The 17,381-nt window shown below is 62.4% G+C and carries 21 protein-coding genes; 4 read left to right on the top strand and 17 right to left on the bottom strand.

Annotation, left to right across the window (positions count from 1 at the left end; all coding sequences use genetic code 11):
* Positions 1-43: 43 nt before the first annotated feature.
* On the bottom strand, positions 44-874 hold the full coding sequence (locus IEY43_RS04160; protein WP_188947339.1) for a hypothetical protein: 831 nt from the start codon (positions 872-874) through the stop codon (positions 44-46).
* Positions 875-1,337: 463 nt separating this feature from the next.
* Between IEY43_RS04160 and IEY43_RS04155 the strand changes: the two genes are divergently transcribed.
* Complete coding sequence (locus IEY43_RS04155) at positions 1,338-2,126, top strand: MerR family transcriptional regulator (protein ID WP_188947338.1); 789 nt, start codon at positions 1,338-1,340, stop codon at positions 2,124-2,126.
* A 47-nt stretch (positions 2,127-2,173) separates the two neighbouring features.
* Here IEY43_RS04155 and IEY43_RS04150 read toward each other — a convergent pair whose 3' ends face one another.
* Positions 2,174-2,374 (bottom strand): helix-turn-helix domain-containing protein, encoded by a 201-nt coding sequence (locus IEY43_RS04150; RefSeq protein ID WP_053798763.1) that lies wholly within the window; start codon positions 2,372-2,374, stop codon positions 2,174-2,176.
* Between the two features lie 225 nt (positions 2,375-2,599).
* Between IEY43_RS04150 and IEY43_RS04145 the strand changes: the two genes are divergently transcribed.
* Positions 2,600-3,088, top strand: coding sequence for an Lrp/AsnC family transcriptional regulator (locus tag IEY43_RS04145; protein WP_188947337.1), 489 nt, complete (start codon positions 2,600-2,602; stop codon positions 3,086-3,088).
* Positions 3,089-3,129: 41 nt separating this feature from the next.
* Here IEY43_RS04145 and IEY43_RS04140 read toward each other — a convergent pair whose 3' ends face one another.
* The 5 genes from IEY43_RS04140 to IEY43_RS04120 all read right to left on the bottom strand — a co-directional run bounded on the left by IEY43_RS04140 (position 3,130) and on the right by IEY43_RS04120 (position 8,816).
* On the bottom strand, positions 3,130-4,290 hold the full coding sequence (locus tag IEY43_RS04140) for an MFS transporter (RefSeq protein ID WP_268240051.1): 1,161 nt from the start codon (positions 4,288-4,290) through the stop codon (positions 3,130-3,132).
* Positions 4,291-4,352: 62 nt separating this feature from the next.
* On the bottom strand, positions 4,353-4,760 hold the full coding sequence (locus tag IEY43_RS04135; RefSeq protein WP_047120911.1) for an arsenate-mycothiol transferase ArsC: 408 nt from the start codon (positions 4,758-4,760) through the stop codon (positions 4,353-4,355).
* Between the two features lie 74 nt (positions 4,761-4,834).
* Positions 4,835-6,349: an APC family permease gene (locus IEY43_RS04130; protein ID WP_229777262.1), complete on the bottom strand. Its 1,515-nt coding sequence runs from the start codon at positions 6,347-6,349 to the stop codon at positions 4,835-4,837.
* 156 nt (positions 6,350-6,505) lie between these two features.
* Positions 6,506-7,378: a universal stress protein gene (locus IEY43_RS04125; protein WP_188947335.1), complete on the bottom strand. Its 873-nt coding sequence runs from the start codon at positions 7,376-7,378 to the stop codon at positions 6,506-6,508.
* Positions 7,379-7,382: 4 nt separating this feature from the next.
* Positions 7,383-8,816: a flavin monoamine oxidase family protein gene (locus IEY43_RS04120; RefSeq protein ID WP_188947334.1), complete on the bottom strand. Its 1,434-nt coding sequence runs from the start codon at positions 8,814-8,816 to the stop codon at positions 7,383-7,385.
* Positions 8,817-8,924: 108 nt separating this feature from the next.
* On the opposite strand from IEY43_RS04120, the gene IEY43_RS04115 reads away from it, so the two are divergent.
* Positions 8,925-9,575, top strand: coding sequence for a TetR/AcrR family transcriptional regulator (locus IEY43_RS04115; RefSeq protein WP_188947333.1), 651 nt, complete (start codon positions 8,925-8,927; stop codon positions 9,573-9,575).
* Positions 9,575-9,814: a LapA family protein gene (locus IEY43_RS04110; RefSeq protein ID WP_188947332.1), complete on the top strand. Its 240-nt coding sequence runs from the start codon at positions 9,575-9,577 to the stop codon at positions 9,812-9,814. Before IEY43_RS04115 ends, IEY43_RS04110 begins: the two co-directional genes overlap by 1 nt.
* On the opposite strand, the gene IEY43_RS04105 is transcribed toward IEY43_RS04110, so the two are convergent.
* The 10 genes from IEY43_RS04105 to IEY43_RS04060 form a co-directional block, all read right to left on the bottom strand.
* Positions 9,811-9,999 carry a hypothetical protein gene (locus IEY43_RS04105; RefSeq protein WP_188947331.1) on the bottom strand — a complete coding sequence of 63 codons (189 nt, stop codon included), beginning with the start codon at positions 9,997-9,999 and terminating at the stop codon, positions 9,811-9,813. The genes IEY43_RS04110 and IEY43_RS04105 overlap by 4 nt on opposite strands.
* A gap of 169 nt (positions 10,000-10,168) precedes the next feature.
* The gene (locus IEY43_RS04100) at positions 10,169-10,597 is read right to left on the bottom strand and encodes a hypothetical protein (protein WP_188947330.1); all 429 of its coding nucleotides are present in this window, start codon (positions 10,595-10,597) and stop codon (positions 10,169-10,171) included.
* A gap of 202 nt (positions 10,598-10,799) precedes the next feature.
* Positions 10,800-11,498: a potassium channel family protein gene (locus IEY43_RS04095; protein ID WP_229777261.1), complete on the bottom strand. Its 699-nt coding sequence runs from the start codon at positions 11,496-11,498 to the stop codon at positions 10,800-10,802.
* A complete protein-coding gene (locus IEY43_RS04090) occupies positions 11,491-12,792 on the bottom strand; it encodes a TrkH family potassium uptake protein (RefSeq protein ID WP_229777274.1) in 1,302 nt (433 codons plus the stop codon). The genes IEY43_RS04095 and IEY43_RS04090 overlap by 8 nt, the downstream gene beginning before the upstream one ends.
* Positions 12,793-13,142: 350 nt before the next feature.
* Complete coding sequence (locus IEY43_RS04085; RefSeq protein WP_188947328.1) at positions 13,143-13,376, bottom strand: hypothetical protein; 234 nt, start codon at positions 13,374-13,376, stop codon at positions 13,143-13,145.
* A gap of 206 nt (positions 13,377-13,582) precedes the next feature.
* A complete protein-coding gene (locus tag IEY43_RS04080) occupies positions 13,583-14,071 on the bottom strand; it encodes an Lrp/AsnC family transcriptional regulator (protein WP_188947327.1) in 489 nt (162 codons plus the stop codon).
* Positions 14,072-14,138: 67 nt separating this feature from the next.
* Positions 14,139-14,639 (bottom strand): DedA family protein, encoded by a 501-nt coding sequence (locus IEY43_RS04075; RefSeq protein ID WP_188947326.1) that lies wholly within the window; start codon positions 14,637-14,639, stop codon positions 14,139-14,141.
* A 2-nt stretch (positions 14,640-14,641) separates the two neighbouring features.
* Positions 14,642-15,898 carry an MFS transporter gene (locus IEY43_RS04070; RefSeq protein WP_188947325.1) on the bottom strand — a complete coding sequence of 419 codons (1,257 nt, stop codon included), beginning with the start codon at positions 15,896-15,898 and terminating at the stop codon, positions 14,642-14,644.
* Entirely contained in the window at positions 15,895-17,037 is a 1,143-nt protein-coding gene (locus tag IEY43_RS04065) for an NAD(P)/FAD-dependent oxidoreductase (RefSeq protein ID WP_188947324.1), read from the bottom strand. Before IEY43_RS04065 ends, IEY43_RS04070 begins: the two co-directional genes overlap by 4 nt.
* Positions 17,038-17,355 (bottom strand): bifunctional 3-phenylpropionate/cinnamic acid dioxygenase ferredoxin subunit, encoded by a 318-nt coding sequence (locus IEY43_RS04060; protein ID WP_188947323.1) that lies wholly within the window; start codon positions 17,353-17,355, stop codon positions 17,038-17,040. It lies immediately after the preceding gene.
* Between the last annotated feature and the right edge of the window lie 26 nt (positions 17,356-17,381).

Below are 17,381 nucleotides of genomic sequence, written 5' to 3'. Positions count from 1 at the left end.
CAGCATGGGAGGGAATCCATCAAGTTCCCGCCCCGTTCCGCATCTAGTACCGTTGTCCGCGGATTTTTCGGACGACTAGCAAGATCACGCTGGTCAGCATCGCCGTGGCGAGGCTGACCAGCACCGGGCCCTGCCATTCCAGTTTGGCCACGGCTTTCGAGGTGCCGCTCACGAGCGTGCTGAAAATGTTCCCGATGCCACGCTCCTCGCCTTGGCCGAGCGCTGCAGCACTTTCGAAAAGCGCGGGCGTGATCCACTGGATCACGAGCGACAGAATCCAGATCAGCAGATTGGCTGCCTTCAGGAATCCCAGGACGCCCAGCACAAGCCCGAGGACTGCCGGCCCGGCATACCAAAAATATTGAGTGTAGGACTGCGCACCGGAAACCAAAGATGCCACGACCTGCAGCCAGTAGCTGATGCCTACTGCGATCAGCGCAACCAACGGGGTTGCGGCAATAAGCAGGAGCTTGACGATCAGGAAGTACAGTATCTGGAACACCACAAACAGTGTGCCCAGGAAATACAGGTGGCGCACCGAGTCAGCGGAGATATCACCGTCGAATAACCCCGGCTCGAGTACGTACGTTGCTTGGAATGCCAGTGCAATGAATCCGAGCACCACACCGACATCCGTTACCACGGCGAATTTAGTACCACCCCGCCCGACCCTGCGGGCGAAGAAGGCACTGAGCAGCGTCGCCACGGAAAAGACGAGCAGCAGTCCAAGCGCGTCGTTCGAAGTGTAGGGAAGGATCGCCTGGTCCTCGTAGCCAATCCACAACCACGGCAGCACGGCGAACGCCACGATCAGCAGCCCGGCCACCAGCTGCATCCACCAGTTCTGCCAAATGCCTGCGGTTGATCTCAACATTGCTCCTTCGAGTCCCCGGTGTTCCTCTGGGCTCATTCTTCCAGAGCGCGTGGCAACCTGCTCGGCTTCGGGGCCGCGTTTCGCGATGCTCCAGATCCCCCGGACACGACAGACGAGTGGCTCGTAGGCATTCCCTCAATGGTGAAATACCTACGAGCCGCTCGCGAATTCTCTTCACCATGGCTCGATACGGGTGGTCGAAGCACAAACAAGATTGCAGATGACTTTGGTCTGGAACTTGCTGGTGAAAGCCGTTCTTGGCGGTAGCCCTTGACGACTTCAACTACATATATTCAACTACAAACCAGTCAGAGTGTGCAACACAAGCAATCCTAATTGATCAATCTGATCAATCAGCACCACATTCCCCTTGCATCGACCCGTCACTTTGCCAACATCACCCGTGCGGCACCATCGCAGCCGATTTTGACCTTGACGCAACGTCAACCTATAGCGTGTTCACATGGACAGGATTAGCCAAGGGAAACACCCGGGCACTAGTTACAGCATCTCCGAAGTGGCCAAGTCGACCGGGGTGACCAGCAGGACCCTGAGGCACTACGACCACATCGGCCTGCTTCGTCCGGCATTCGTAGCTGGCAACGGCTACCGGCACTACGGCCAGCTCGAGCTGGTCCGCTTGCAACGGATCCTGCTGCTGCGCCAACTTGGCCTGCGACTGGACACCATCGCCGAGGTGCTCGATTCGAAAACAGATCAGATCCAGGCGCTGGAAATCCACGTCAACGACCTGAACCGTCAGCGGGAAAACATAGACCGGCAGATCAAGGCCCTGCGCCACAGCATCAACGCACTATCAAAAGGGGAAACCATGAATCTCGATTCGGCCTTCGAAGGCTTCAACGAGCAATACAAGGAAGAAGTCGTCGCCCGGTGGGGCTCGGAAGCCTACGAGCGCTCCGACCAATGGTGGCGCTCGAAGAGCGGAGTCGAGCGAGCCGACATGATGGAGCAGGTCAAGGAACTGAACCACGCGTGGGCACAAGCTGGCGCAAGCGGAATCGCCGCCGACAGCGGCGCTGCGCGCCTGCTGGCTTCCCGGCACGTGCAATGGCTGGAGTCCATCCCTGGCACCCCGGCAGCGTCCGGCGACCCAGCGCAGTTGCGCACTTATGTGCTGGGGCTTGCCGACATGTACGTCGCCGATGAACGCTTCGCCAAGAACTACCAAGGGCACGCGCAGTTCGTCCGTGATGCCCTGCATTCGTTCATGAACGAAGTGGAGCACTAGCAATCAGGCGCTTCGGCATGCGCCCGCAGAGCAGGCCGGAGCGCCCGCTAGGATTCCCTGTCGATTTCCTCGCGCGCCTGGGCGTAGCGAGTCTGGATGTATTCCTCCAGCTTTTCTCGTTCCACGCGCCACACGCCCCTGCCCCCGATTTGGATGGCCGGCAGCTCTCCGCTCTTGATCAACGCGCGGATCTGCGGAAGCTTGACGTTAAGCTCCTCGGCAACGTCTTCTAATCGCAAGAACCTCATGGCATCAGATTACTGTCATTTGCTGCAGTTAGATCTGATTCGACGCAACCTGTGCATAACGTGTTCCCTACGCCACAATTTATGCCGTTGCTGTCCCTGCGAGCACCGCGCATGCAACAAACCGGTCAGTCCGTGCAACACGCTTGGGAGATACTGGTCATTTTGACTAAAATCTATTTGTAGCACTCGCGATCTTCACGAATACGCCGTCATAGGAGACCACACATGAATTCGGATACGTATCAGCTCGACGAAACCGACCGACGTATCCTTCTGGCCCTCGACGCTGATCCGCGTGTTCCCATCATGATGCTCGCCCAGCAGCTCGGACTGGCCCGGGGCACCGTGCAGTCGCGTTTGGAGCGGTTGGCGAACTCCGGCGCCCTGCGTCCGAATACGGCTCGTATTCTCCCGGCGGCCATGGGCCGCGGCGTCAGCGCCTTCGTCAGTGCAGAGCTTGACCAAGCGCGTCTGAACGAGGCCATCGCGGGCCTGCGGCAAATTCCCGAAGTCCTAGAGTGCGTGGCACCTGCCGGCGACACCGACCTGCTGATCCGGGTGGCTGCCACGGATCCCGATGACTTGTACCGGGTCAGCGAGGAAATTCGCCTCTGCCCGGGCATCACCCGCACCTCGACGTCGATGATCCTGCGCGACGTCATTCCGTTCCGCACCACGGAGCTGCTGCGCAAGCTCAGCGGCGAAAAGCACTAAGCCCGCATCTTCCCAACGGCCAGGCACCTCGTGCCTGGCCGTTAGTCTGTCACATGTTCAGGGGTTCGCCCGGGCAGGTATTTCCGGGCCCTGAATACCTGGATCATGGAGGCGACGCAGCAGATGGCGAGCAGCCCGATGAACAGTGCCGGATGGGCCATCGGCCGCCACAGGGCAAACAGCGTGGGGAACGTGAAGCCGATGAAGCAGCACATGTAGAACCGTCCGGTCAGCTTGCCCAGATCCGCGGGACCTGCCAGATCCAGCACCTGGCTCAGACCCGCGACCAGCAGGATTCCGTTCGCGGCGCCCGACACGACCGATGCCGCCATGCCCACGGCTTCGGATCCGGTCAGCGAAACCACCAGCATCAGCAACAGGCCCGTCAAGGCGACGCCCAGCCCCCAGAGCAGCAGGCCGACCCGGCTGACATCGTTGAAACGGCGGATCAGCGGCTGGATTGCTGCGCCCATGCCCATCGTGACCACCACAGCGATCGTGGAATACAGCAGGCTGGATTGGCCCGGTTCAGCGGTCAGGGCGGGGACCACCGCGAACCCCGTGGCTGCCATCCCGAAGACCCAGGGGGCTGCGGGCAGCACCAGCCGGGTGAACCGCTTCATGTTCGCCGCGCTGGTCCGCATCTGGTGCGCGGCAGGGGCAGCATCCGCCGGATCCACCTGGCGCAGGACCGCTGGCTGTTCCTCCTTGGCGGTGAGCATCAGCAGCAACCAGGCCAGCGTGGCGACCGCGTGGACAGCGTAGGCGAGTTCCGGGCTTTGGCTGGCTCCGACAATCGCCCCCGAGATCGCCGGGCCGATGGCGAAGCCGGCCGAGGTGCACAGCGCGGCCCGGGTGGCGCCTGCCGGCCCGGGGCTGATCAGCTTGACCCAGCTGGTGACTGCCACCATGGCAAGCCCCATACCCAGCCCGGTGAAGACGCGTCCGAGGTACAAGCCCGCTTCGGTGTACCAGCCGCCCATCAGCGCCACGGATCCGAGGATCGAGAAAGCCAATGCAGCCAGGGTGAAAGGCTTTCGCCCGAAGCGGTCAGCCAGCGGGCCGCCGAACATCAGCGCAGGAATCATGCCCAGCAGATAGCTGCCCATGACCAGCATGGCTTCGAATTCGCTCAGCAGCCGTTGCTGCTGGTACCAGCTGATCAGGGAAACATACTGGTTGGCGCACCAGCCGGTGAGGATCAGGCAGATGCCGGGAAGCCACCATGAGGTGGTGCGGCGTGCGGTCGTGGAAAGTGCGATGCCTACTTCTCCAACTCGTGGAAAAGGCTGCGCACCCGGTCGGCGATTTCATCGCGGATCATGTTCATTCGTTCGGCACCGGTGATGCCGTCCTCGCTCGGCTCGTAGGTGACCCAGCGTTCGGTCTTCACCTGCGGATCGAAGCTCGGATTGGCGTCGGTGCCGAGGATGACCACCCGGTCCACCGAGGCGGCCAGCGACGGATCGATGGGCTTGGGTTCACCCTGGGCCATGTCCGCGCCGCACTCGGCCAGCGAGGCGACCGCTTCGTGGTTGATCGAGGCACCGGGGTTGGTGCCGGCCGAATAGCTGGTGACCTTGCCGTCTGACACGTAATCCATCAGTGCCGCGGCCATCTGCGACTTGCCGGCATTACGTGAGCAAATGAAGAGAACCGAAGGTGTAGTCATGAAAACAATTGAACCACCCAAAGCGTGCTTTGGGTGGTTCAATGTTCAACAGTGACGCCGGGGTGCCGGGAATCTCAGAGGATCAGGTTCTTGCCGGTCTTGATCGTCTCGCCCTTGAAGAACGCCGGGTGGCGGACACGGCTGTAGAGCATGACCAGCACGCCCAGCAGCAGCACGCCGACACCGAGGATGAAGACCATGCCGACGCCGCCGATGTTCGAACCCGAACCGTAGTCGGGTTTCATGGAATCGACAGCGGTGACGAAGAACATCACCAGCAGGATGATGCCGCCCACCAGTGGAGCCAGGAACTTGAAGAAGAAGTTCCGGGCGTTGGCGAACAGCTCGCCGCGGAAGTACCAGACGCAGGCCAGCGCGGTCAGTCCGTAGTAGAAGCAGATCATCAACCCGAGGGCGGTGATGGTGTCCCACAGGGCGTTTTCCGACAGCAACCGGGTGACCACATAGAATGCAGCGGCTGCGGCCGCGGAGACCACGGTGGCCACCGACGGCGACATGTAGCGCGGAGAGATCTTGGCGAAGCTGCTCGGCAGCGCCTTGTAGTAGCCCATGGCCAGGATGGTGCGCGCCGGGGAGACCATGGTCGACTGCAGCGAAGCTGCGGAGGAGGACATGATGGCCAGCGACATCAAGATGGCCAGCGGGCCCATGACCGGTCCGGCCAGCACCGCGAAGATGGATTCCTGGTTGTCCGGGTTGCCGGCGCCCAGGCCGGTAGTTCCGACGCCGGCGAAGTACAACACAGCGGTGGCGACGGCCAGGTACAGCGCGATGATGATCAACACCGTCCAGGTGGCGCCGCGGCCCGGGACCTTGTTCGGGTCGGTGGTTTCCTCGTTCATGGTCAGGGTGACGTCCCAGCCCCAGAACACGAAGATGGACAACGAGATGCCAGCGGCGAAGGCGGTGAAGGATTCCACGCCCGCAGGGTTGAACATGTCCCAGGTGATTGGGGTGCGGTCGAACGGCGCATCGGCCGTGAACGCCATGATCGCGAACAGCAGCAACACACCGACTTGGAAGCCCACCAGCACGTATTGGAAGACCTTGGTGGCGTTCATGCCGCGGTACGAGATGTAGGCGGCGATGGCGATGAAGACCAGTGTGGTCGGGATGTTGATCCACAGGTTCTTGGTCAGGTCCGCGATCCATTCCTGGCCGGTGAGCTGGGCGATGAGGATGTAGAAGAAGTCCACCGCCACCGCGGCCAGGTTGGAGAGCACGATCACCGTGGCGGCGATCAGGCCCCAGCCGCCCATCCAGCCGATCATGGGCCCGAAGGCGCGGGTCGCCCAGGTGAAGGAGGTGCCCGAGTCGGGCATGGCGTTGTTCAGTTCCCGGTAGCCGAGGGCAACGAGAAGCATGGGGATGAATCCGGCGATCAGGATGGCCGGAAGGCTGGTGCCCACCTCGGCGACGGTCGCGCCGAGCCCGGCGGTCAAGGTGTACGCCGGGGCAATGCAGGAGATGCCGATGACGATCAGGCCCAGGACACCGACGGTGCCCTTGGACAGACCTTTTTCATGAAGTCCCGAATCGTTCGTTTCGGGAAGGCTATCCCGCCTCATTTCTTGTGACATTGTCAAAAACCTTTGGGAGTGTGCTCACCGTTGAGCCGCGGCAGTGCGCGCCGCCCTGGACGCTGTGTCAGGTGTGCGGCAGGGCGGTCGACGGTGAGTGCGTTTTGGAGAGGATCCAAGGGATACGAATTTTTGATCGGCTTTCTACCGTGTAGATGGCAAGTGGGGAATGACGCCCATGGGGACGTTGAGGTGGCCGAGGATGCGATGGGCCTTCGGGCCGATGAACAGGCGGCGATGCGCCGCCAGGCGGGCCGAGCCGAGCAGGGCCAGGTCTCCGGGCTGCCAGGACAGCTCGTTGATCGCAGTGTCGATGCTGCCGCTGGCGATGACCTCGACGCTCGCCTCGATGCCCAGTTCCTTCACCAGTTCATCGAGGTATTCGCGGATCCCGCGCACGTGGTCGTCGATTCCGGCGGAACCTTCGGACACGTCGGCGTGGGCCACGAAATTCGCCACACGCAGCTTGATGTTGCGGGCGTTGGCGACGCGGGCGGCCAGGGAGATGATTTCCTCGGCGCCGGGGCGGTCTCCGACGAAGGCGGTCAGCCGGGTGATCTGCCCGCCTGCTTCGCGCAGGTTCTCCAGCGAGGCCGGTGAGGTCATGAAGACCGGCAGCGGCGAGGAGTGCAGCAGGGCATTGGCGATGGCCCCGGGCATGAAGAAGCCGCCCAGATGGCGCTTGCGCCCTCCGAGCACGATTCCGTGGGCTTCGAACTCTTCGCCGAGTTCGATCAGCCCTTCAGCGATGGACGACACGGAGCGCGCCACGACGCTGGCGCCGATTCCCTCGGGAACCAGCGCCAGCGCTTCGGCGGCCCACCGATCCACCTGGGCGGAGAGGATGGTTTCATAACCATGGTCTCCGCCCGGGTAGATGGCGGTGAAGGGTGCGGTGGCCGGAAGAACGATGGCAATCTGCACGAATGCATCCTTCGTTCCGGCCACCACTGCGCTGGCCAATTCAATGGCCTCCGCGCCGCGTTCATCGGCGGTGTAACCTACGAGCAGTTTCATCGTCTTAGACGGTGACCTGCGAGTCGGACGGCGCGGTCAGGGTAGCCACTCCGTCGTAGGACTCGTCGTAGGCGGTTCCGTCGAGTTCCGCGAGAATGCGGGCTGCGTTGCGGCGGCCCATGCGGACTGCGCCGTCAACGTGCTGGTAGCCTTCGCCGGCCAAGTCCGAGGAGGAGAAGTAGATCGGGCCGACGTTCTCGTTCTGGCTCGGGCCGAAGCGGTACAGGCCGCCCAGGTCGTAGCTGGTGGCGTAGGCGCCGCGGGTCCACTCCTCGGAACCGAAGTCGGAGAGGTAGAAGACCTTCGGATCCAGGGTCTTCTCGCCCAGGAACTCGGCCATGGCCTTCAGGATGGCTTCCTTGCGCTCGGCGTCGGTGTCCATGGCCCAGATCTTGTCGGCTTCCAGATCCGAGATGAAGCCGACCAGGGTGCCGGTGGATTCGCCGTCGAAGGTGTTGTCGTAGATTTCCTGGACCAGGTGGTTCGGGCCGAAGCAGGTGCCGGACAGGCCCTCTTCACGCCAGAACGGGGTGTCGTAGACCGCGTGCACCTTGATGACCAGGCCCATGGACTGGTGCTGGTGGGTGACGTGCTGCCAGCGAGGCAGCGGCGGGAAGTAGCTGATGCGGTTGTACAGGTTCGGCGGAACAGCCAGCACGACCTTCTTGGCCTTCACGGTCACGTCGGCGCCGTGGGCAACCACGCCGTCCTCGGACCATTCGAGCTTGAGCACCGGGTTCTCCAGGAACAGGGTGTCTTCCGGCAGGCGGCCGGCCACGGCGATGGACACACCCTGCATGGAGGTCTTCATGCGGCGGTCAAGGATGAAGTCTTCGTCGACCAGGTTGTCGAAGGAGCCTGCGGAGGAGGCCATGAGCACTGCCTGCAGCGCGGAGAAGGTGTGGGCAGGCTTGGTCAGCATGCCGCCTGCGATGAACAGGCCGATGTTGTTGCAGGCTACCTCGTCGGAGGAGTTCTCGCGCAGGAAGTGGTGGAAGGAGATCTTGTCCAGTTCCTCGGCCTGCGGGTGATCCCACGGCTTGTCCGGGTTCATGCCGGCGGCCAGCTCGTTCATGATCTTGATGAGCTTGTTCATCTCGGCCACGGTGGCTTCGCCGACCGGGAAGTCTTCGCCTTCGTAGATGATGGCTTCGCCGGCCTCGGTGCGGTAGACGCTCTTGCCCTGCTTGTAGCGCTCGAAGGTCTCGATGCCGAGCTCCTCGATCAGGGAGTACAGGCCGGTCTGGTCCGGGCTGATCCACTGGCCGCCGATCTCGATGGTGGCGCCGTCCATGGTGTCGGTCCAGGTACGGCCGCCGACGCGGTCGCGGGCTTCGAGCACGGCGACGGACTTGCCTGCCTTGACCAGCTCGTAGGCGGCGGTCAAGCCGGAAGGACCGGCACCAATGACAACGACATCGCGTTCGAGATGTTTCATAACTGCTCTCCTTGAACAATAAAATGAATTTGGTTCATTTATCTTTCCTATAGCATAGGGTACGAACACGATCTTGTGAAGTAACCCACGTCAGCTAGGGGATCATTGATGAGCGAAGAGGCGCCTCGGCGCGCGGGCCGACCGCGCAGAGCCGTGCTCAACCGGGAACGCATCGCCAGCCACGCGCTGGAGCTGGCGTCCGCGGACGGCTACGAGGCACTGACGATGCAGCGCCTGGCCAAGTCATTGGGCGTCGCGGCCTCGGCCCTGTACAACCACGTGTCTTCCAAGCACGACCTGCTGCAGTGGGTCCAGGAGCTGGTGATGACCGACGTGGACACCACGGTGTTCGATACGCTGGAGATTTCCGAGGCGCTGATTGAATGGGCCACGAGCTACCGGAACGTCTTCGCCCAGCACATTCCGCTGGTCCCCGTCATCGCCGTGCTCCCGGTCTCGGATTCCCCGCGCACCTTGAAGATGTATGAACGGGTCGCCGAGGCGCTGCGCGACAACGGGCTGAAGGCCGAGGCGATCATCCCCACCATCGTGGCACTTGAATCGTTCATTTTCGGCTCTGCCATGGATACCGCGGCGCCGCACGACATCTTCGACGCGCGGGACCACAAGGACGCCACCCCGAACTTCACCCAGGCCGTCTCGGATCAACGCGCCACCGGGCTGAACACCAGCGACGATTCCTTCCAGCGCGGCCTGCACGCCATGGTTGCAGGCCTGCTGGCGGCAGGGAGTAAATAATGGATCAAACCCCTGACGCCAAGGGACCGCAGCAGAAGTCCTGGCTGGCTCGGATCACCGGCAGGCAGTGGGCTTCGATGGCTCTGGTCATCGTGGCACTGGTGTTCATGTTGCAGAACCTGAATATCGTGCGCGTCGAGTTCTTCCTGTTCCACACCTCGGCTCCGTTGTGGGCGGTCCTGCTCATCACCCTGGCGGCAGGTTATGTGATCGGAAGATTCTCCAAGCGCGGGGACTAGTCGTCCAGGATCGCCCACTCCCCGACTTCCTCGTTGTCGGAGTCGAAGACGTCTTCCTGCGCGCCGGGGACGAGCGGATACATGGTGATCTTGTTGGACCAATCACGCAGAATCTTCTGCAACTCCTCCAACGGCTTGAGCTGCATATTCTCGGTGTCGAAATTGACTTCCAAAACAAAGCGCATGATGCACTCCCATCCCTCGCGTTGCGGCAATCCTATTCCTTGGGTCGCAGAAATACGAGACTTGACAAGGGCAGGTCGACTGCGGATCGGAAGTGCGGGAAGACAGCGCGATTAAATGCAGAAGCAGGGCCCCGGAAGGGCCCTGCTTCAAACGGTGAAAGATTTGTGCTTACTGCATCGTGGTCATCGTCGCGATGGAATCGAAGGCTTCGGGGCCGCCGACCTTGTACAGGGCCAGCAGCAGGCCGCCGAAGACGGTGCCCATGATCGCGCTGAAGCCCAGCGAGATCTTGGCCAGTGAACGGACTTCGTCACGGCTGATGGCACTCTCATTGTTCAGGTAGCGGGCTGCGCCGGCGCTGATGCTTGCCGCTGGCGTTGCCGGCTGCTCTGCCGCAGGCTGGGCCTGCTCGAATGTGGCCTGTGAGACGGCCGGTGCCACTTCCTGGGTTGCCATCAAGACATTCGAGGCGGTGTCGATCTCTCCGCCGCGCAGGTAGGCGACGGTCGAGCGGTGTTTGCGGTCCTGGCGAAGCTTGACAATGTTCGAGCCATGTCGTGCCAACAGAATATCTTCGCCAAGTGGGATCGTGCCCATGCGTAACCGCGCTCCTAAATAGATTCAAACACCGTACTTCCAGTAAACCCCACGAATTTTCCCCACCTGTTAAATACCTGTCTATTTGTTCACAAACACACATGGCCCTGTGATGCAAACGGCACGATTTCAGCGTTAAACGCGCTGGCGCCACATCTGGCTGATCGTCTGGGCCGGTGCGAGACTGCTGCCGAGAACCCGATCAGTCCGGCAACTGGCCGAAGGTCTCGGTATCAGCAATCGGGCCGAGCACCAGGATGCGGTCTCCGGCCTTGAGCACCGTCTGGGCATCGGCGTGCTGCCACCGGCCCTCGTCGTTGGTCCGGGCCGCCACCGTCACGCCGTAGTGCTTACGCAAGTTGCTGTCACCGAGCTTCAGCCCCTGCAGCACCTTCGGAGTCGTCATTTTCACCATGGCGAATCCACGATCGATCTCCAGGTAGTCCATCATCGATCCGCGCACCAGGTGGGCCACCCTGCGGCCCATGTCCTTTTCCGGGTAGATGATGTGATGGACGCCGAGCTGCTCAAGGATCAAGCCGTGCTGGTCATCCAGCGCCTTCGCCCACACATGGGGAATCCCCATGCTCAACAACTTGGAACAGGTCAGGATCGATGCCTGGAGATGGTTTCCGATGGCTACCACCACGCGGTCGAATTCGTTGAGCGAAAGCTGTTCAAGCGCCTCGCGCTTGGTTGCGTCCGCCCTGACCACCTGGGTGAGTTCGCCGTTGAGGGACTGGACGATGTCTTCATCCAGGTCGATTCCCAGCACGCTGGTGCCCGAGCTCATCAGCTCAAGTGCCAGCGAGGCTCCGAAACGGCCCAGGCCGATCACCGCCACGGAGTTGGCATGGGCGATTTTCTTGGCCGCACCGCGGCCGCCGGAGAAGTTAACCAATTGCTGGCCTTTCCTTTGGAAGTTCGAATACTGCTTTCTTGTCGCGCAGTGCGAGCGCTGACCCCAGCGAGAGGACTCCGACGCGTCCCAGATACATCAGTGCAATCAGCACCGCTTCGCCTGTCGCGGGCAGCTTGGGTGTAATGCCGGTCGAAAGTCCCACCGTTGCGAAGGCCGATGTTGCTTCGAACAGGCATTCGTCGAGGCTGAATTCCGTGATCACCAGCAGTGCCATGGTCCCCGTGAATACCGCAGCCACAGCGACCAGCGCCACCGTAATCGCCTGGCGATGCACCGAACGAGGCAGCCGCTTGCCGAAGATGTTCACGGCGGCTTCCCCGCGCAATTCTGTGAGGATGATGAAGAACAGGACGGCGAAGGTCGTGATCTTGATACCGCCGCCGGTGCCCGCCGGGCCTGCACCGATAAACATGAGCAAGTCCATGCCCAACCAGGTGGCCGAATGCATATCCCCGATATTGATGGAGTTGAACCCCGCGGTTCGCGTCTGCACGGATTGGAAGAAGCCGGCCAAGAGCTTATCCTGCATCGCCATGGGTCCCAAGGTGTCCGGGTTCCTCCACTCCATCGCGGTGATGAACACGGTGCCGAGCAACAGCAGCGCGACCGTGCCCGCCAGCACGATCTTCGTGTTCATGGACCATTTAAGCCGATTCCTCGCGTATCGGCGGATCTGCAGGATCACAGGGAAACCCAGCCCGCCAAGGATGATCGCTGCGGCAAGGGGAAGACAGATCCACGGATCGGCGGCAAACCCCATCAAGTTGTCGGAAAAGAGTGCGAAACCCGCATTATTGAAAGCCGAGATAGCATGGAATCCGCCGTAGGCCAGGCCTTGCCCGAGCGAATAGCCGTATCCGAAAATGAACCGCGCAGCCAGCAGCAGCGCAATGGCACCCTCGATCACGAAGGTCACCTTCACGATGGACAGGGCCGCATTCTTTACGTTCGGGCCCTCGACCGCCTTGGCTTCAGTTTGTGCGGTGATCTTGGCGCGAAGACTGAGTTTTCCCAGAATGCTCAGCGAGATCAGGGAGGCGATGAGCATGATGCCCAGACCCCCGGCCTGGATCAGCGCGATGATGACGATCTTCCCGAAAACGCTGAAGTGCGTCGCGGTATCCAGCACTGCGAGGCCGGTGACGCACACTGCGGAGGTTGCGGTGAATACCGCATCAATAAATGGAGTCCATTGGCCTGTGGCGGAGGAAAGCGGGGAAGCGAGAAGCAGTCCGCCAGCCAGGATGGTGATGGCGAATCCGGTAGCCACCATGCGGGCTGGCCGCGCCACCACGGTTGATCCGGAAACATGAAAACGATGTTTCCGCTGGATTTTGCTCATAGAATCCAAATTCGTAGCGCCTGCCGTCTACATGGTGTAGAACAGCCTTACGAATGGAAAACAGTACTCCTGCTTCACCTGCTTGCCAAGGGGGGCAATTTTTCGCGCTGCTGTTCCCCGTTGCCGAGCGGTTGACCAGCAGAGATACGGCCGGGACGACCCCGGTGCACGCGCATTCCCCGTTCCCGGCGCCCCTCGGACACATTCGTTTCGCCAGGGCACGAGTAAAGCGGAGGCAGGTTTCTGCCTCCGCTTTTCAGTCGGTGTGTATTCCGCAGCTACTATGCGGTCTTGATGTTCCGCTGCTTGCGGGCACGCTTGGCTGCACGGATCTGCAACGTCAGTTCATTGTTGGTCATGTCATCCGGTGATGTGATGCCATAGTGATGAGCCTGCTTGAGCAGACCCTGGCGAATCTCCGTGTGATGGTTGCGATTGTATTTGCGCACCATGACGACTGTAACGACTGCCAGCACCACCAGGGTGACCAGGGCAGTGAGCATTGTGGCTTCCATGTTCATTGTCTTCTCGACCCCCTTATCTTCAAGCCGAGGATTCCTCACCCGGCTACGTCAGCATTGAGCTGTGTTCGCTTCGAACTTGCCGAACGTTTCTTCCTCTTGTAGAGAAGAACAACAACTTTAGCAGATTTATTCGAATAAATGAATTGGGGTATCGATTCGGCGCGTATTTAACGCCCTGTTCCGCCGCCGCGAAGCCGCTAGAACTCGCCGGTTCCGTGGCTGTGTTCGAAGACGAGTGATGTCTGCGTGGTTGCCACAGCAGGGTTGGCCGACAGGTTGTCCAGCACGAACTGGCGCACGTCCGAGGAATTGCGCACGGCTACATGCAGCACGAAGTCGTCGGCGCCGCCCAGGAAGAAGAGCTGGCGCACCCCGGGCTTGTCCCGCATCTGCGTAGCGAAATTCGCCATCAGGTGGCGGGCGCCGGGACGGATGCGCACGAAGATCAAGGCTTCCAGTTCCCTGCCGAGCACCTGCGGATCCACTTCGATGGTGAACCGCGAGATCACCCCGGAGTCGCGCAAGGCGTTAAGCCGGGCCAGGCAGGTCGATGCCGCGATGCCCAGTTCTTCGGCCAATGAGTTGTTGGTCCGGCGGGAGTTCTTGGAGAGCAGCTCCAGCAGCTTGCGGTCCAGATCATCGAGCTGCGCCGTGGGGCCGCCCGAAGCGTTGGTTCCATTGAGCATCGATTGCACACCTGCTTTCAACGATTCGTGGTGCTTCTATTGGTCTTGCGGAGGACAAGTGCCGGGACTAGTGCGGCGGGATGTCCTGAGGGGAGTCGTGCGCGGTGCGGCGTTTGCGCATCCGGATGATCACTGCTGCCGCCATCGCGATCACCAGCGCCCCGCCGACGAGCCATGGCCAGTCCAGCGCCAGCCATGCGTAGAACACCGCCATGCCGATGGTGGTGTAGAGCAGCGCCCAGGCGATGGCTCCCACCGCGACGGCCGGCAGGTAGCGGCGCACCGGCATGCGGCTGACGCCGGCCGAGGCATTGACCGCTGACTGGATGCCCACCGTCAGGAAGCTCAGCGGAACCGCCAGCATGCCCCAGCGGGCGATGAATCGCTGCGCGCGCAGGTAGACCGGGCCATGAAGGTGGCGTTCAAACCTCGTATGTTCCACGCCCTTGGCGATACCTCGCCCCATCCAATACGTGGCGTTGCCGCGGGCGAACGCCAGGCAGAAGAAGAACACGAAGGTGATGGCATACGGTGCGCCGTCCATGAGCCACGCGATGGTTTCGGACATGGTTACGGAACGCTCTTGATCCGGCGGACCAGCGCGGCTCCGACCAGGCTGATCACGGCAGAAATGAGGAACAGCGTCGGGTAGCCGCCGAACCAGGTCACCGACAGCCAGGCCACCAGCGGCGCTACCACCTGCGGCAGCGAATTGGCGATGTTGATCATGCCCAGGTCCTTGCCCCGCGAATCGGCGTTGGGCAGCACCTGGGTCAGCAGGGCGAAGTCCACCGCCAGATACGCGCCGAACCCTATGCCCAGCAGCACCGCGGCGATAATCGCTGTGGTGAAGCTCGAAGCAATGGCGAGCACTCCGGCCGCCGCTGCCACGATGACCGAGGAGGTGATCACGAATTTCTTGCGCTTTCCGTCGCGGTCGGAAAGCTTTCCGGAGATCACCGAAGAGAAGATCACGCAGAATGCATAGATCGCCGTCAGCACCAGCACGCCTTGGGCGGGATCCGGATGCCCCAGTTCGTCCTGCAGGAAGAACAAGAGGTACACCAGGCACAGCTGGCAGCCCAGGTACAGCATGAAGCGGGTCAGCCAGGCCCATCCGAAGTCCTTGTGCTTAACCGGGTTGATCCAGAAGCTCTTGAGGAATTCACCGGCCTTCAGCGCCGGCAACGCTCCCTTGGGCAGCGGAACGTCCTGGCGCATCATGACGTACGGGATGGAGCACAGCGCCACGGCCACCGCGACGATGGCGTACCCGAAGACGAGGTCCTGGGCGGCATACATGCCAATGACCGCGCCGATCAGGGATCCGCAGGTCTGGCCCAGGGCCACCAGGCCGCCCACCATGCCGCGCTGCTCCACCGGAACCTTGTCCGGGATGGCGGCGAAGATCGCGGCCAGCGCGGCATTGCCCGCCGCCTGCATCAGCGCCCAGCCGAGCACCAGCAGACTCACGGTCTGCGCGGTGGACATCAGCAGCAGCGCCAGCGCTCCGGCGATGGTGCCGAAGAAGACCCACGGGATGCGTCGGCCGAACCGCGAGGTGCTGCGGTCGCTCAAGGCGCCGAACAGCGGGTTGGCCACCAGGGAGACGGCCGCGCCCACGCCGGTGACCAGCGAGAGGATCGCGTTCTTCTGGCTGGCGTCCAATTGCTGGGCATGCAGGCCCAGCAGCACCTGGATGGGTGCGAAGAAGCCGACGTTGATGCCGATGTGCACGATTACCAGGGCGGTGATCCACCCGGCGCCTACGCGCCGGGTGGGAACCTGCAGTGCTGCTGGAATGCTCCCGGGTGCTCCAGCGCTCATGGGGCGGGTCGTCCTAACTCGCGGGGACCGATCTGCGGGTCCTCTAGCTGTTCAATGCCGGGGGTGATACCGCGGGCCATCAGCTTCCGCACCGCCTTGGACATCAGTCCCCCGTCGATCATGGAGGCCGCAACCAGCGCGCCGGACTCGTCCAGCCCGAACACCGTCTGGATCTTGCCGCGGCGGTTGTGCCGCTTCACGACGCTGGCGACCTTGGAGAAATCGCCCACGGTTTCCACGTGGGTGTCGTGGCGGTCGGACCAGAACCACGGGATCGAACGCGCAGGCGCCGGGGTGCCGAGGATGGTGGAGGCGGCGATGGCCGCGTCTTCCATGGCGGCTTCCCAGTGCACCGCACGGGCCTGCCCGGCTTCGCGGGCGGCGTCGCCCGCGGCCAGCACCTGGCGGTGGCTTGTCGACCGCTGGCCGGCGTCGACCAGGATTCCGTTCTCCACGTCCAGGCCCGAGCGTTCGGCGAGCGCGGTGTCCGGCTCGACGCCGATGGCCGCGACGATGAGGTCCGCTTCATGGCGCGTCCCGGAGACGATCGCGTAGCCGGGGCCCAGTTCGGTGACCGCGCCGGTGATCGTGGTGATGCCGTGGGTGCGGTGCTCCGCATGCAGCTGCTCGGCCAGGTCTTCTCCCAGCACGTGGGCCAGCGGGGCGTTGGAACTGGAGACCAGGGTGACCTGGGCGCCGAGCATCCGGGCTGTGGAGGCGAATTCGGCGCCGACCAGGCCGGCCCCGATGATCAGCACGCGCTGGCCGAACATGCCGTCTTCCAGGGCGCGGGCCAGGTGCCGGGCGTCGGCCGCGGTGTGCAGGCTGCGCGCGAATTCGGCGCCGGGGATATCCAGGGTGCGCGGGATGGTGCCGGTGGCAAGGACCACCCAGTCGTCGTCGGCGGTCGGCAGCGGCAGCTGGGTGATCTCCTCCTGGACCAGGTTGATGCGGTGCTCGCGGTACCAGGAGACCGGTGCGAAGGGTTCGACCTGCAGGGACTTGCTCAGCGGCGGGCGGTCGTAGGGCAGGCCCTGGGCGTCGCTGATGCTGATGCTCCCGGCGTAGTTCCGGCTGACCAGCTCGCGGGCCAGGGTGTAGCCGGCGACCCCTGCCCCGATGATGTGGACGGAGGACATCTAGATGTCGAGTTCCAGGTTGCCGTCCACCACGCTGACCTTGTAGGTGCGGGCGTCCTTGGTGGCTGGCATGCACAGCACCTTGCCGGTGCGCAGATCGAAGCTGGAGGAGTGCAGCGGGCACTCGACTTCGCAGCCGTCGATCCAGCCTTCGGACAACGATGCCACCTCGTGGGTGCATTCGTCCTGCAGCGCATAGAAGTTACCGTCTTCGGCGTGGAACACCGCGATGTCCTCGACGGCTCCACTGTCTTTTGCCTCTACCAGCAATGCTTCGCCTTCTGGCAACTGGTCTGCTGGACCGACACGGTAACTCACGGTGACTCCTTTGGTGCGCAAATAGT

It is taken from the genome of Glutamicibacter protophormiae (assembly GCF_014647495.1).
Taxonomy (GTDB): Bacteria; Actinomycetota; Actinomycetes; order Actinomycetales; family Micrococcaceae; genus Glutamicibacter; species Glutamicibacter protophormiae.
This window is presented reverse-complemented; position numbering and strand designations above follow the sequence as displayed.